Source organism: Methyloceanibacter superfactus, from assembly GCF_001723305.1.
Lineage (GTDB): Bacteria > Pseudomonadota > Alphaproteobacteria > Rhizobiales > Methyloligellaceae > Methyloceanibacter > Methyloceanibacter superfactus.
Window position 1 is genome coordinate 39,186 of sequence record NZ_LPWF01000036.1, and the last position, 13,131, is coordinate 52,316.

Consider the following 13,131-nt stretch of genomic DNA (forward strand, 5'->3'; position numbering starts at 1 on the left):
TCTAATCGTTGACCGCGAAGAAGGAGCCGATCGCCTCGACCGGCTCCTGCTCTTGCAGCACGGGCGCGTGGCCCTGCTCGGACACCGTCATGGCCCGCAAGTTGGGGTGCCGCTCCACCATCTCTTCCAGCGTCTCCGGGCTCAGCACGTCTGAGTGCTCGCCCCTGAGCACGAAGGCCGGGACTTGCCCCAGCGCGACGAATTGCGGCCATAGATCGGGCACCGGCCGGCTCAAATCGATGGTTCCCATGGCGCGGCTGAGCTTCCGGTCGTAGGACAGGACGAGGCGTCCCTTGCGCTCCTCGAATACGCCGCGCGCCATGCTGTCCCACTGGCCGTCGGTGAAGTCGGGGAACCCGCGCCCATTGATCTCCCGCATGATCATCACCGCGTCGGCCCAGGTCTTGGGCACCGGCATGCGGCCCACATAGCTCACGATGCGCGCCAGCCCCCGGGTCTCGATGACCGGACCGATGTCGTTGAGCACCACCGCCCCCATGGCCGTCGGCCTGAGGCGCGCCATCATCATGGCGATAATCCCGCCGCGCGACGTGCCGACGATCCCGACCCGGTGCAGTCCGCGCACCGTCAGGAAGTCGATCGTGTCGAGGAGCTCGATATAGGGCACGTAGTTGCGCCAGTTGCTGTCGTGCTGCGACCGGCCGCGCCCCCGATAATCGAGGCAATAGACATTGCGGGGCTTCTCCGGATGTGTCGACAGATAGGTCGCCAGCGTATGAAAGTCGCTCGAGTTGCGGGTGAGGCCCGGCAAACAGATGACACTCCGGAACTTGTCATCCGGTGCGGGATAGTGGCGCGCGTAAAGTCTAAGGTCGTCGAACGACTCATAGAAGATGTCGCGCCACGGCTTGCTATCAAGCTCTGGCATTTTCAGTGCAGCAACCTTGGGAGCGTAGTTGGATCTGCGGATGCGCGCTTGCGGCGCACGGCCCGCAGTGTTGAGCATAGTTGATGGGGGAGCAAGCCTCGAAAAGTCAACCCGGAACCCTGGTGGCGCCTCAAGGCGCTTGGCCACCGCCGACGCTGGGGCCGGGACGACGGATGCCGTTTCCGACGACGGCACGCGCCGGCCGCGATTGAGATCTTGCACCAGGTGGAGCGCGTCCTTGGGGCCGGCCAGCCGCGAGCGATAAAGCTGCAACGTCTCCATGATCTTGATGACGTAGCGCCGCGTCTCGGTGAAGGGGATGCGCTCGATCCAATCGATGGGATCGACGTCCGGGTTGCGCGGGTCTCCGTAAATTTCCATCCATTCTTTGACGCGCCGGGACCGGCGTTGTAGGCGGCGAGCGCCAGGAAATACGATCCGCTATAGCCGTCTATCAGGTCGTTCAGAAAGGCTTCGCCGAGCTGCTGATTGTAGGCGGCGTTGGTCAGGCGCGATTGCGAGTACTGCACCTTGTAGCGCCGGGCGATGCCGCGCGCGGTCGCCGGCATCAGCTGCATCAGGCCGCTGGCTCCCACCGGGCTCTTGGCGCCGGCATGAATTCGCTCTCCTGGCGGGACAGCGCATGGACCAGCGCCGGATCGACCCGCTCTTCGAGCAGGCTCTTGAAGGAGGGCATCACGCCGACGGGCAGGGCATAGTCGCCAAGCGGTAGGTCGCGGTTGAAGGCGATCTTCGCCAGCCTGAGGCCTATCTGCTGCCGGTCCATGGCTTTGGCGAGCTCGGCGAGGAGCACGACCTCGGCGGCGTTGTCCAGGGTCCGCGACAGCGCCAGGAAGAACTGCGGCGTGACCCATTCCATCTTAGCCGCCCGGGCGATGCCGATGCGCGCACGCCGTTCCGCGACATGAAGCGGTCGATGTCGGCCTGCGTCGGTACTGGGGTGGAGGTGACCTCGAGCCGGGCTGGGCGGGGATCGAGCGCCTGGCGCCCGAGCTGCCCGTAGAAGTATTGCGGATATTTGGCGGCGCCGTGGAAGTGAATGACGGCCGAGGCCCGATCGCCCAGCGCCAGGGCCGTGCGGCCGAGCCAATATTCGCCGAGTGCGATATTGCGCGAGTCCGTCGCCGCCTTACGCAGAGCAAGGAAGTGCCGCAGCGCCGTATTGGGCTCGTTCAGATAGCGCAGCGCCACCCAGCCCGCCAAGAACTCGGCCTCGATGAACGAGTCGCCCGAGGCCAGCCCGTGCTTGGCGGCGATCTCGTAGGCTGTGCGCGGATGTCCGTCGTTGAGCGCGGCACGGACATTGATGCGGCGCTCGATCCACCATTCGTTGAGATCGAGCAGAACATTCGGTTCGAGGGGAGCGTCGAGCAGCAGCTTGAAGGCAATCAGACGCTGGTCCTTGTCCTTCGTGCGCCGTAGCCACTGAATATTGTTGAAGCGCAGGCCGATGTCGGCCTTGACGGCGTCGTCGGGCAGCGCGTCGAGCAACTTGCCGGCATTGCCGCCGCGTTTGATGACGGCGATGCGCGCGTCCACCTTCTTCTGCTCGTCGGGCGGAAGCAGTTTGGCGATGCGCAACGCGTCCTTGGTCACCGACTGCTTGTCGGGATAGAGCAGCTGATCGATGCGGGCGCGGTGATGCTCGACGGTGAGCATCTTGCCGTAATTGTCGAGGATCTTCTTCTCGACGGGCTCGTTGAGCCGATGATCGCGCCAGGCGGAGACGACCAGGTCCTCCGCCGCCGCCTCATTGCCGTCCTTCAGATAAACGCTGGCGAGGGCGGCCTTGCCGGCGCCGGTCTGCGGGGCCGAGGCGCCGAAGAACGCCTTGATCTGCTCGGGCGACGCTTCGCCGAGGAACAGCGACGTCTCGGCTTTCTCCCGGAGGTCGTCCTGGCCGGGCCAGTCCGGGTGCGCGATCCGGAACGCCTCGACCGCTTCGGCGTCGAGCACGGTGCTCTTATTGTGCTTGTAGCGATACCACAGAGCGAAATCGCGCACGGCAGAGTCGGAGATCTTCGCCGCGGTCTCGTCGATGCTGCCTTTGTGGCGCATGACGAACCGCATGCGGCTCTCATCCGACGAGCCGAGATCGTAGGAGAGCAGCGGCTTCAGGACCGCGGCATAGTCGAGCGCTGGCTCCGGCGCCGGCGGATCCATGGGCGAGCCCCGGTTCGGGTTGATATCGGGCGGCGGGACCTTGACCATCTCGGGCGAGGGGGCTTGCGCCTCCTCTACGGCCGGCGCTTCGGTCGCCTCCGCGGGCTCTTCCGGTTTCGCTGGATTGCTCCCGGGGGCAGGGATCGCCGCGACGCTTGTGGTGTCGCTGCTCTCGGTTGCCGCTTCGGCCGTCGCGTCCGTCTTTGGCGCTGCGTCTGACTCGGGGACGGCGCCCGGATCGGGCGTCGCTTCGGCGCTGGTCGACGCCGTCTCCGCTGCGGCCGGAGCCGTGTCCGGTGCGGAGGGAGCAGCCTCTTGGCTGGCAGGGACTTGCTCGGCCGTGAGGACCGGGCGCTCCGGGTTGCGGTCCGGCAGCGAGACCAGGTCCGGCGCGGCCACGGACATGCCGGGTGCGACGACGCAAGCCAAGGCGACAGCAACAGATAGATTATGCGCGCGAATGCGTTTCATCTCGTCGATCGGTACCGGTTACGACCTGCGTCTAGCGGTCAGGACGTCCCCCGACCGGGGAGCCGCGACGATAAAGTCCACAGCAGTGTACCTAAATTGAACAATGTCTGAAAGATTCCGGCGGAAAAATGACTGAAACCGGCTTGTCCAAGGTTAGAAGATCCCTGAGAAGAATTGGCTAAGCTGTTCCCCACCATGCTATTTCCGCGAGTAGAGACTCGTGGCGCCCCGCCGGCTTTATCCCTAACGTGGCGCGCGAGCGGGAGGCTGGCTTGCCGCCTCAACCGTCAGACCCTATTGTCCGCCCGACTTTTTGCACCCGGTCCCCCATAATCCAGTGCTTGCCCCTAGGAGCTTTCGCTTTGTCCATGCCGCCGTTCAAGGCTCGATCACGGCCCTCATCACGCCCTTCAAGGATGGTTCGCTCGACGAGGCCGCCTTCCGCAAACTCGTGGAGTGGCAGATCGACCAGGGCACGCACGGCCTCGTGCCGTGCGGCACCACCGGGGAGTCGCCGACGCTAACCCATGACGAGCATCGCCGCGTCATCGAGCTGTGCATCGAGGCGGCCGGAGGCCGCGTGCCGGTCATCGCGGGAACCGGCTCGAATTCAACACGCGAAGCCGTCGCGCTCACGCAACACGCCAAGGAAGCCGGCGCCGACGGCGCCCTCGTGGTGACGCCCTATTACAACAAGCCCACCCAGGAGGGGCTCTACCTCCACTACAAGGCGATCAACGACGCCGCCGACATTCCGATCGTGATCTACAATATTCCCGGCCGGAGCGTCGTCGACATGTCGGTGGACACCATGGCGCGGCTGTTCAACCTCAAGAACATTGTCGGGGTGAAGGACGCGACCGCCAACATGGCCCGCGTCAGCCTGCAGCGCGCCGCCATGGGTCACGACTTCATCCAGCTTTCGGGCGAGGACGCCACGGCGCTCGGCTTCATGGCCCATGGCGGACAGGGCTGCATCTCGGTCACCGCCAATGTGGCGCCGGCACTCTGTTCGGAGTTCCAGCTCGCTTGCTTGGCCCAAAATTACAAGCGGGCGCTCGAGTTGCAGGATCGCCTACTGCCGCTACATGAAGCCTTGTTCGTCGAAGCCAATCCCGGCCCGGTGAAATACGCGGCCGAGAAGCTCGGCCTCTGCTCCGGCGTTACGCGGTTGCCGCTGGCACCGATCGCCGAAAGCTCGCGCAAGCGGGTTGATGAGGCGTTGGCGGCGGTCGGCCTCGCGGGCGCCTAAGGCCAGAGGATCGCGACATGGCGCCGAAGCGCGACAGCGGCAAGCTCGTCGCCGAGAATCGAAAAGCCCGCTACAGCTACGAGATCGGTGAGACGCTCGAAGCGGGCCTCGTGCTGACGGGCTCCGAGGTGAAGTCGCTGCGCCAAGGCAAGGCGACCATCGCGGAGTCTTATGCCTCGAACGAAAACGGCGAGCTTTATCTGATCAACGCCCATATCGCCGAATATCCGGGCGCCGCCCGGGACGGCCACGCGCCGACCAGGCCGCGAAAGCTTCTGCTGCATGCACGCGAGGCGGCGCGCTTCCTCGGCGCCATTCAGCGCGAGGGCATGGCGCTCGTGCCGCTGAGGCTCTATTTCAACGCCCGTGGCATCGCCAAGATCCAGCTTGGCTTGGGGCGCGGTAAGAAGCTCCACGACAAGCGCGAGACCGAGAAGAAGCGCGATTGGGAGCGCCAGAAGGGCCGGCTCATGCGGGAGAAGGGCTGATATGGAAGACGGCGGGCTCGACCACGTCACACCCGGCATGCTGTTGCCGCCGATCGACCTACCGTCGACGGACGGCGGCCGCGTGCATCTCGCCACGCTTACCGGCCGGAGCGTACTCGCGGTCTACCCCTGGACCGGACGCCCCGGGCAGCCGAACCCGCCCCACTGGGACGACATCCACGGGGCCCATGGCTCCACGCCTGAGCTAGAGGGTTTTCGCGATCTCTCCGAGGAAATCGCCCGGCACGGCGCGCGCATCTTCGCCCTAAGCCGTCAAACCACGGACTACCAGCAGGAAGCAGTGGAGCGCCTGCGCCTACCGTTCCCGATCCTGAGCGACGAGCATGGCAGCTTCAGCGAGGCCTTCGCCTTACCCAGTTTCACAACCGGCGGCGAGAGCTACCTGAAAAGACTCACACTCATGCTGCGCGACGGTGAAGTCGAATGGGTGTTCTATCCGGTGATGGACCCCGCGGGGCACGCCGGCGAGATTCTGGCCTGGTTGAAGCAAGAGGCGTAAAGCGCCTTCAGTCCCCCATGGCGTCGTCTTCGGCGTCCTCCACCGAATAGCCGAGCCGGTCGAGCGCCTCTTCCAAATAGTCGGACAGAAGCGGCATGCCGATGAGATAGTCCGCGGTGCGGTTGGTTCGTTCGGCGCGGGCGGTCTCCAAAGCATCGTCGATCTCGTCCGGGCCGAACGAGCCGCGGCCGATCCAAGCGAGTGCCACCAGGCTCACTTGCTCGTCCTCGTTCAGATCGTGGATGAACTCCTTGAGCTCGGCCAAGGTCGCATCGTCGGAGAAGGATTCGAGGATCGAATCCGCGTCATGGTCGGAGGTGGCGCCGTCGTCCCAAGCGCCGACCTTGGCGGCACATTCCCGCGCCTTAACGATGACAAAGCCGACTTTGGTCGGTGAGATTTCCAACCCCGCCATGAGGACGCCTCGCTGCAATAGATGATCCTTGCGAGCATGCCCGACTTGCCCCCTGCCAGCAAGCCGCACCAAGCCGCAAAGAGACTAGCGCGCGAGGCTCTCCGCGGCCGCGCCCACCACCGCCTCGAACATGGGCGTCGTGAGCCGCCCCGTGTTCGTGTTCTGGCGGGAGCAATGATAGCTGTCGAACAGAATGAGCCCGGCCGGAAGGTCGTGGCGCGCGCCGTGCGCGAACGGGAAGTCGCGCTTTCTCAACTGAAATGTTTCGAGAATGCTGTCATGGGCGATGCGGCCGATGGCGAGCAGCGTGCGCAAATTCGGTACGCCGCCATGCGGCGACGAGAAAGGCGCGGCAGCGGCAATCTCGTCCGGCTTCGGCTTGTTCTGCGGCGGCACGCAGCGCACCGCATTGGTGATCATGCAGTCGACCAGCTCGAGCGCTTCCGGGGCGTCCACGTCATGCGTGCCGTGGGCGAGGCCGGTCTTGAGCAGCGTGCGGTAAAGAAGCTCCCCCGCATGGTCGCCGAGAAAAGGGCGCCCGGTGCGGTTGGCGCCCCTGAGACCCGGCGCCAGCCCGACGATGAGGAGCGCGGCCGTCTCGGGACCGAAGGAAGGTACAGCCCCATTGAACCAATCCGGATGGGCCGCCTCGTTGTCGCGGCGGAATGCCACGAGGCGCGGGCAAAGCGCGCAATCCGGCGCCGGTTCGGCTGGGGCTGGCGAAGCGATGTCGGCGAGCGGCATGGCTATGCCTAGCGCCGCGCGGCCCGCAACGCCAGACGCTCGCGTCAAACTACGATCAGGTCTCGATCAAATCCTCGGACTCGAACTCGTCGAGCGGCTCGGGATCCTGGCGCCGGCGCGGCTCGCGATGGCCGCGCTCGGCTGGGTCGCGGCCGATCTCGTTTTGCAAATTGGCGAGGTCGATGAACTGATCAGCCTGACGGCGCAACTCGTCGGCGACCATGGGCGGGTTGGTGGCAAGCGTGGATACGACGCTGACGCGCTTGCCCTTATGCTGGAGCGCTTCCACCAGAGACCGGAAATCGCCGTCGCCGGAGAACAGCACGAGATGGTCGAGATGCTCGGCAAGCTCCATGGCATCGACCGCAAGCTCGATATCCATGTTGCCTTTGATCTTCCGCCGCCCGGCCGCATCGACGAACTCTTTGGTCGGCTTCGTCACCATGGTGTAGCCGTTATAGTCGAGCCAATCGACCAACGGCCGGATCGACGAATATTCCTGATCCTCGATGAGCGCGGTGTAATACAGCGCCCGCACCAGCTGCCCCTTGCTGCCGAACAGCTTCAGAAGCCGTTTGTAATCAATGTCGAAGGCGAGGGATTTCGCGGCTGCGTAGAGATTGGCGCCGTCAATAAAGAGCGCGATGCGCTCATTGGGATAAAAATGCATTGAGCGTCCTAACACTGCAAATATGGTCGACTTGAAACAAACGCATAAAGGTCTTTGTAGACAACATAAGTATGACGAGGGCTCACCGCAATTGGTCACGCGTGGCAAGACACTGGTAGGTTTGGGCGCAAATTATCCCGGCCCCTGGGGCAGTCCCGCCGACACCATCACCCGGGCCTTGCGCGAGATCACGGGTGCGGGCGTGACGGTCGAGGCGGTCTCAGGCCTTTTTGAGACTGCGGCGGTCGGTCGCGCCGGGCAGCCGCCTTACGTCACGCCGCAGCCGTCCTCGATACGCATCTGGGTCCTGAGGCGTTGCTGCGGCTGTTGAAGCGGGTGGAACGGGCGGCCGGGCGCCGGGGCGGCAGCCCGTGGGGGCCGCGCACCCTCGATATCGACATTCTCGACCACAAGGGGCTCGTTAAGCATTGGCGGCGAGGCCGCCCCCGATTCGCCCGGGCAGGGCGCAGACCCCTTGTTCTGCCCCATCCGTGGATCGACAAGCGGCCTTTCGTGCTCCGGCCGCTGCTCGACATCGCCCCGGATTGGCGCCATCCGGTGCTGAAACGGACCGCGCGGGAGCTGTGGCGCCAAGCCGCCGGCGGCCGCCAAGGCCAAGTGATGCGTAAGCTTTGAGCTGCGGTTCGGCTTGCATGCCCGCCGCGAACTGCATAAATAGGGGCTAAATCTGCCCAATTTCAAAAGGATCACCTCATGGCTCGCGTCACCGTCGAGGACTGCGTCGACAAGATTCCGAACCGCTTCGAGCTCGTCCTGCTCGCCGGCCATCGCGCCCGCACCATTTCCGCCGGCGCCCAGATCGCCGTGCAGCGGGATAACGACAAGAACCCGGTGGTGGCGCTGCGTGAGATTGCCGAGAAGAAAATTGCGACCGACGACCTCAAGGAAGATTTCATCCACTCCATGCAGAAATACGTCGAAGTGGATGAGCCCGAGGCGGAAGCCGTGCCGATGCTGTCGCAGGACACGCGGATGCCCGTCCTCGGCCAGGACGATCAGTCGAACGACACGGCGATCGACAAGATGACCGAGGAGGAGCTGTTGCGCCGGATGGCGACACAGGCGCTTCGGATGGCTCGAATGCGGGACCGCGCGCACGCTGAGCCTGACGAGACCCTAGAGCGCGGCGCGTTTCATATTGCCTCGCCGCGACGTCGTTCCGGCGAATGCCGGAATCCACAGAGACCGGTTTCGATCATGCTGACCTGGATCCCGGCTTGCGCCGGGGCGACGATGGTGCCGCGTTCGACAGTCTTCCTTAGGCACGCCCCATGACCCGCCAATACGAGCTGGTCGAGCGTGTGCTGAGCTATCAACCCACCGCCGACGAGGCGATGCTGAACCGCGCCTATGTCTACGCCATGAAGGCGCACGGCAATCAGAAGCGCGCGTCGGGCGCACCGTATTTCTCTCACCCCCTCGAAGTCGCCGCCATCCTCGCCGAGATGCGTCTCGACGACGCGACCATCGCCACCGCGCTCCTCCATGACACCATCGAGGATACCGACGTCACGCGGACCGAGATCGACACGATGTTCGGGGCCGAGATCGGCACGCTGGTCGACGGTCTGACCAAGATCAAGAAGCTCGACCTCGTCACCAAGAAGGCCGAGCAGGCCGAGAACTTCCGCAAGCTGTTGCTTGCCATCTCCAGCGACATCCGCGTTCTGCTCGTCAAGCTCGCCGACCGTCTGCACAACATGCGGACGCTCGAGCACATGAAGCCGGCGAAGCGCAAGATCATCGCCGAGGAGACCATGGACATCTATGCGCCGTTGGCCGGCCGCATGGGCATGCAGTGGTTGCGCGAGGAGCTTGAGGATCACGCCTTCCGCTGGCTCAATCCGGAAGCCTATGCCGCCGTGGTCGAGCGTTTGAAGATCTTGCGCGCACACACGCAAGGATTGATTGACGAGATCGAGGGCGCGCTCATCACCAAACTCAAAGAGGCGAAGGTCCGCTGCATCGTCGCCGGCCGCGAGAAGAAGCCCTACGCTATTTGGAGCAAGATGGAGCGGAAGCAGATCTCGCTCGAGCAGCTCTCCGACATCTACGGTTTCCGCATCGTCGTCCCCGAGGTCCCCGACTGCTATCATGCGCTCGCCGTCGTGCACACGACGTGGCACGCGGTGCCGGGCCGGTTCAAGGACTACATCTCCAATCCAAAGCAGAACGACTACCAGTCGATCCACACCACCATCGTCGGTCCCCGGCATCAGCGTGTCGAGCTGCAGATCCGCACCGAGCTGATGCACTCGATCGCCGAATACGGCGTCGCCGCGCATGCGCTGTACAAGGACACGAACGGCGCCAACGGCAAGGCGGTCCCGTCGCAAGACTCAAACGCCTATCGCTGGTTGCGCCATCTCGTCGGCATGCTGCTCGACGGCGACAATCCGGAGGAGTTCCTCGAGCACACCAAACTCGAGCTGTTTCAGGACCAGGTGTTTTGCTTCACGCCCAAGGGCCGCCTGATCGCGCTGCCGCGTGGGGCGAACTGCATCGACTTCGCCTATGCGGTGCACACCGATGTCGGCAACACCTGCGTTGGCGCCAAGATCAATGGCCGGCCGATGCCGCTCGCCTCGGCGCTCCGCAACGGCGACGAGGTGGAAATCATCTGCTCGACGGCGCAAGCGCCGCCGGTCGCCTGGCAGAGCCTCGCGGTCACCGGCAAGGCGCGCTCGGCCATCCGCCGTGCGACCCGCGACGCGGTGCGGGCCCAATATGGGAAGCTCGGGCGGGAGATCCTCGACCGGGCCTTCCAGCGCCGGGACAAGACCTTCAGCGAGGAGAGTCTGAGCGCGGCGCTCGGGCGCCTGTCGCAGAAGACCGCCGAAGATGTCATGGCCGCGGTGGGGCGTGGCGAGCTCGCGTCGGCGACGTGGTCCGTGCCGTCTTTCCCGAGGAGGGGGCGCAGGAGGGGCCAAAGCGCCGGCGCAAAGAGCGCACCGACGAAGGCTGGTTCGGCCTCGGCAAGGTCATGGGCCTCAAATTCCGCTGGCCCGGCTCCGCCGGTAAGGAGCGGCCCGAAGGCTCAAGTGGAATTCCGATCCGCGGCTTGCGAGGCGATTTGCCGGAATTCGCCGGACGGCGGCGCCGTGCCCGGCGACCGCATCGTTGGCATTCTGACCCCGGGGCAGGGCATCACCATCTATCCCATCCACGCCGACGCCTTGAAGGCGTTCGACGAGGAGCCGGAGCGCTGGATCGACATCACCTGGGATATCGACGATGACAACTCGCAGCGCTTCCCCGCCAAGATCGCGGTCACGGCGATGAACGAGCCCGGCAGTCTTGCCCAGGTCGCCTCGGTGATCGGCGAGGCCGACGGCAATATCGAGAACATCAAGATGACCAATCGGGTGGCCGACTACACCGAGATGCTGATCGATCTCGAGGTCTGGGACCTGCAACATTTGAATGAAATTCTGGCGGGCTTGCGGGCCAAGGACGTGGTGAGCGCCGCGGCGCGCGCCGAAGGTTAGTCCTGGCATGTCTAGCCCTGGCATATAGAGAAAACATATCCCAAATATGGTAGGGCCTGTCGCCGAAGGGCTGGCATGAACGGGCGATCAACGCCGGTCCTTGGAACGAGGTTGTGATGTTGTTCAGGCGCCGCGAGGCCGAGAGCTTTCTGGCGAGGTTGCGGGTCCATCTCTGGCCGCGCCGCAGCTGGAGTCGCTCGACCCGCTATGTGGTGCACCGGGTGCGCCGCTTGAGCGCCACCCCGCACGCGGTGGCACTTGGCTTCGCCGCCGGCGTCTTCGTCTCCGCCACGCCCTTCCTCGGCACGCATCTCATCGTGGCCGCGCTCATCGCCTGGGTGATCGGCGGCAGCATGGTCGCCGCCGTTCTCGGCACCTTTGTCGGCAACCCACTGACCTACCCCTTGTTCTGGGTCAGCACCTACGAGGTCGGCCATCTGATGCTCGGCGGCGGCGACAAGCAAAAGGCGCCCATCGATTTGTGGGGCGGGGACTTTCAGAGTTCGCTCGATCAGCTTTGGCCGCTTGTGAAGCCCATGACGCTCGGCGCCTTTCCCGTCGGCATCGGTCTCGCGGCGCTGAGCTATGTTCTGGTCAAGCCGACAGTGAACGCCTATCAGCACCGCCGGCGGGCGCTCACCGCCAGCCGTGAGGCGATGGAGGCGAGATGACCGCCGCGCGGACGAATCCGGCCGGCGGCGGCGCGAGCCCCGCGCGATCAGGCTCGGAATCAATATCGATCACGTGGCCACCTTGCGGAACGCCCGTGGCGGCGACCATCCGGATCCCGTGCGCGCCGCGCAACTCGCCGTCGCTGCCGGTGCCGACAACATCACCGCGCATCTCCGCGAGGACCGGCGTCACATCCGCGACGAGGATATCGCGCGGCTCATGGCCGAGCTCGACTGTCCGCTCAACATGGAGATGGCGGCGACGGACGAGATGACGGCGATCGCGCTCCGCACCAAGCCCCATGCGGCCTGCCTGGTGCCGGAAAAGCGCACCGAGCGCACCACCGAGGGTGGCCTTGACGTGGTCGCGCAGCACAACGCGCTGGCACCGGTCGTCGCCGTGCTGGCCGACGCCGGCATTCAGGTGTCGCTGTTCATTGCCGCCGAGCATCGCCAGATCGAGGCGGCGGCGCGTCTGAAGGCGCCGGCCATCGAAATTCACGTCGGCGCGTGGTGCGATGCCTTAGCCGAGCGCCGGTTCGACGACGCCGAAGCCGAATGGCGCTGCATCCAGGACGGCGCGCGCTTCGCCCATGAGCTGGGCTTGGAGGTCCATGCGGGCCATGGCTTGAATTACGAGACCGCGGAGACCATCTCGGCGCTGCCCGAGATCGTCGAGCTGAATATCGGGCACTATCTCGTGGGTGAAGCGGTCTTCGAAGGTCTTGGTGAAACCGTGCGGCGCATGCGCGCAGCCATGGACGCCGGACGCGCGACGTTGCGAGGGAATGCCGCCGCAACCGGGGCCATGTCATGATTATTGGGCTCGGAAACGACATCATCGACATCCGGCGCGTGGAGCGGACCATCGAGCGCTATGGCGAGCGCTTCCTGACCCGTGTGTTTACCGATACCGAGCGGCGGAAGTCCGACGCCAGGACCTTGCGGGCCGCGTCCTACGCCAAGCGCTTCGCCGCAAAGGAGGCCTGCGCCAAGGCGCTCGGCACCGGCTTTCGCAACGGCGTGTTCTGGCGCGACATGGGCGTCGTAAATTTGCCGTCTGGCCGGCCCACGCTCGAGCTGACTGGAGGCGCCGAGCGTGCGCTTCAACGCATAACGCCGCAGGGGCACGAGGTTCGTATCGACCTGACCATCACCGACGACTTTCCGACCGCCCAGGCGATCGTCATCATTTCCGCCTTGAAGGTGGACATGCGCGATTGAGCCGTTTGCCTCATCTTTGAGGAGGGGCTATAGGGGCGCCTGTCCCGAGATCACGGGGAGGGGACGGGGGCCAGCCCGAGCAAACCGAGGAGAG

Annotated in this window: 13 protein-coding genes and 3 pseudogenes; 9 read left to right on the forward strand and 7 right to left on the reverse strand. The window is 64.9% G+C overall.

The features are described 5' to 3' along the window. Position 1: 1 nt before the first annotated feature. The 4 genes and pseudogenes from AUC69_RS14765 to AUC69_RS14775 all read right to left on the reverse strand — a co-directional run bounded on the left by AUC69_RS14765 (position 2) and on the right by AUC69_RS14775 (position 3,544). Complete coding sequence (locus AUC69_RS14765; protein ID WP_244500287.1) at positions 2-1,270, reverse strand: alpha/beta fold hydrolase; 1,269 nt, start codon at positions 1,268-1,270, stop codon at positions 2-4. Positions 1,271-1,308: 38 nt separating this feature from the next. Further along, positions 1,309-1,467, reverse strand: a pseudogene (locus AUC69_RS19850) (transglycosylase SLT domain-containing protein); the annotation flags it as partial. After that, the gene (locus AUC69_RS17620) at positions 1,467-1,676 is read right to left on the reverse strand and encodes a hypothetical protein (RefSeq protein WP_158008149.1); all 210 of its coding nucleotides are present in this window, start codon (positions 1,674-1,676) and stop codon (positions 1,467-1,469) included. The pseudogene AUC69_RS19850 and the gene AUC69_RS17620, both read right to left, overlap by 1 nt. After that, positions 1,658-3,544 carry a hypothetical protein gene (locus AUC69_RS14775; protein WP_141700840.1) on the reverse strand — a complete coding sequence of 629 codons (1,887 nt, stop codon included), beginning with the start codon at positions 3,542-3,544 and terminating at the stop codon, positions 1,658-1,660. Before AUC69_RS14775 ends, AUC69_RS17620 begins: the two co-directional genes overlap by 19 nt. A gap of 337 nt (positions 3,545-3,881) precedes the next feature. Here AUC69_RS14775 and dapA point away from each other — a divergent pair, with 337 nt between their 5' ends. Genes dapA through AUC69_RS14790 form a run of 3 tightly spaced genes read left to right on the forward strand, consistent with a single transcriptional unit; the run spans position 3,882 to position 5,804 of the window. Beyond that, the gene (dapA, locus tag AUC69_RS14780) at positions 3,882-4,796 is read left to right on the forward strand and encodes a 4-hydroxy-tetrahydrodipicolinate synthase (protein ID WP_069442829.1); all 915 of its coding nucleotides are present in this window, start codon (positions 3,882-3,884) and stop codon (positions 4,794-4,796) included. A gap of 17 nt (positions 4,797-4,813) precedes the next feature. Beyond that, complete coding sequence (smpB, locus tag AUC69_RS14785; RefSeq protein WP_069442830.1) at positions 4,814-5,284, forward strand: SsrA-binding protein SmpB; 471 nt, start codon at positions 4,814-4,816, stop codon at positions 5,282-5,284. Between the two features lies 1 nt (position 5,285). Next, positions 5,286-5,804, forward strand: coding sequence for a peroxiredoxin (locus tag AUC69_RS14790; protein ID WP_069442831.1), 519 nt, complete (start codon positions 5,286-5,288; stop codon positions 5,802-5,804). 7 nt (positions 5,805-5,811) lie between these two features. On the opposite strand, the gene AUC69_RS14795 is transcribed toward AUC69_RS14790, so the two are convergent. From AUC69_RS14795 to AUC69_RS14805, 3 genes are all read right to left on the reverse strand, one after another. Further along, positions 5,812-6,237, reverse strand: a complete 426-nt coding sequence (locus tag AUC69_RS14795; RefSeq protein ID WP_244500288.1) for a DUF3775 domain-containing protein — start codon at positions 6,235-6,237, stop codon at positions 5,812-5,814. A 66-nt stretch (positions 6,238-6,303) separates the two neighbouring features. Then, complete coding sequence (locus AUC69_RS14800) at positions 6,304-6,963, reverse strand: uracil-DNA glycosylase (protein ID WP_069442833.1); 660 nt, start codon at positions 6,961-6,963, stop codon at positions 6,304-6,306. 55 nt (positions 6,964-7,018) lie between these two features. Then, a complete protein-coding gene (locus tag AUC69_RS14805) occupies positions 7,019-7,633 on the reverse strand; it encodes a LabA-like NYN domain-containing protein (protein ID WP_069442834.1) in 615 nt (204 codons plus the stop codon). Positions 7,634-7,921: 288 nt separating this feature from the next. On the opposite strand from AUC69_RS14805, the pseudogene folK reads away from it, so the two are divergent. The 6 genes and pseudogenes from folK to acpS all read left to right on the forward strand — a co-directional run. After that, a pseudogene (folK, locus tag AUC69_RS18030) lies at positions 7,922-8,269 on the forward strand (2-amino-4-hydroxy-6-hydroxymethyldihydropteridine diphosphokinase); the annotation flags it as partial. 78 nt (positions 8,270-8,347) lie between these two features. Further along, positions 8,348-8,701, forward strand: a pseudogene (gene rpoZ / locus AUC69_RS14815) (DNA-directed RNA polymerase subunit omega); the annotation flags it as partial. A 224-nt stretch (positions 8,702-8,925) separates the two neighbouring features. After that, positions 8,926-11,142: a RelA/SpoT family protein gene (locus tag AUC69_RS14820; RefSeq protein ID WP_244500289.1), complete on the forward strand. Its 2,217-nt coding sequence runs from the start codon at positions 8,926-8,928 to the stop codon at positions 11,140-11,142. A 116-nt stretch (positions 11,143-11,258) separates the two neighbouring features. Further along, a complete protein-coding gene (locus AUC69_RS14825) occupies positions 11,259-11,813 on the forward strand; it encodes a DUF2062 domain-containing protein (protein WP_069442835.1) in 555 nt (184 codons plus the stop codon). Positions 11,814-11,859: 46 nt separating this feature from the next. Next, entirely contained in the window at positions 11,860-12,630 is a 771-nt protein-coding gene (locus AUC69_RS14830) for a pyridoxine 5'-phosphate synthase (RefSeq protein ID WP_069442875.1), read from the forward strand. Then, entirely contained in the window at positions 12,627-13,037 is a 411-nt protein-coding gene (acpS, locus tag AUC69_RS14835) for a holo-ACP synthase (RefSeq protein ID WP_069442836.1), read from the forward strand. The genes AUC69_RS14830 and acpS overlap by 4 nt, the downstream gene beginning before the upstream one ends. Positions 13,038-13,131: the final 94 nt, after the last annotated feature.

Bases quoted from the DNA above. Each gene is read 5' to 3' on its own strand.
- AUC69_RS14765 (WP_244500287.1), bottom strand. From the start codon at position 1,270: ATGGAAATTTACGGAGACCCGCGCAACCCGGACGTCGATCCCATCGAT.
- AUC69_RS17620 (WP_158008149.1), bottom strand. From the start codon at position 1,676: ATGGACCGGCAGCAGATAGGCCTCAGGCTGGCGAAGATCGCCTTCAAC.
- AUC69_RS14775 (WP_141700840.1), bottom strand. From the start codon at position 3,544: ATGAAACGCATTCGCGCGCATAATCTATCTGTTGCTGTCGCCTTGGCT.
- smpB (WP_069442830.1), top strand. From the start codon at position 4,814: ATGGCGCCGAAGCGCGACAGCGGCAAGCTCGTCGCCGAGAATCGAAAA.
- AUC69_RS14790 (WP_069442831.1), top strand. From the start codon at position 5,286: ATGGAAGACGGCGGGCTCGACCACGTCACACCCGGCATGCTGTTGCCG.
- AUC69_RS14800 (WP_069442833.1), bottom strand. From the start codon at position 6,963: ATGCCGCTCGCCGACATCGCTTCGCCAGCCCCAGCCGAACCGGCGCCG.
- AUC69_RS14805 (WP_069442834.1), bottom strand. From the start codon at position 7,633: ATGCATTTTTATCCCAATGAGCGCATCGCGCTCTTTATTGACGGCGCC.
- AUC69_RS14820 (WP_244500289.1), top strand. From the start codon at position 8,926: ATGACCCGCCAATACGAGCTGGTCGAGCGTGTGCTGAGCTATCAACCC.
- AUC69_RS14825 (WP_069442835.1), top strand. From the start codon at position 11,259: ATGTTGTTCAGGCGCCGCGAGGCCGAGAGCTTTCTGGCGAGGTTGCGG.
- acpS (WP_069442836.1), top strand. From the start codon at position 12,627: ATGATTATTGGGCTCGGAAACGACATCATCGACATCCGGCGCGTGGAG.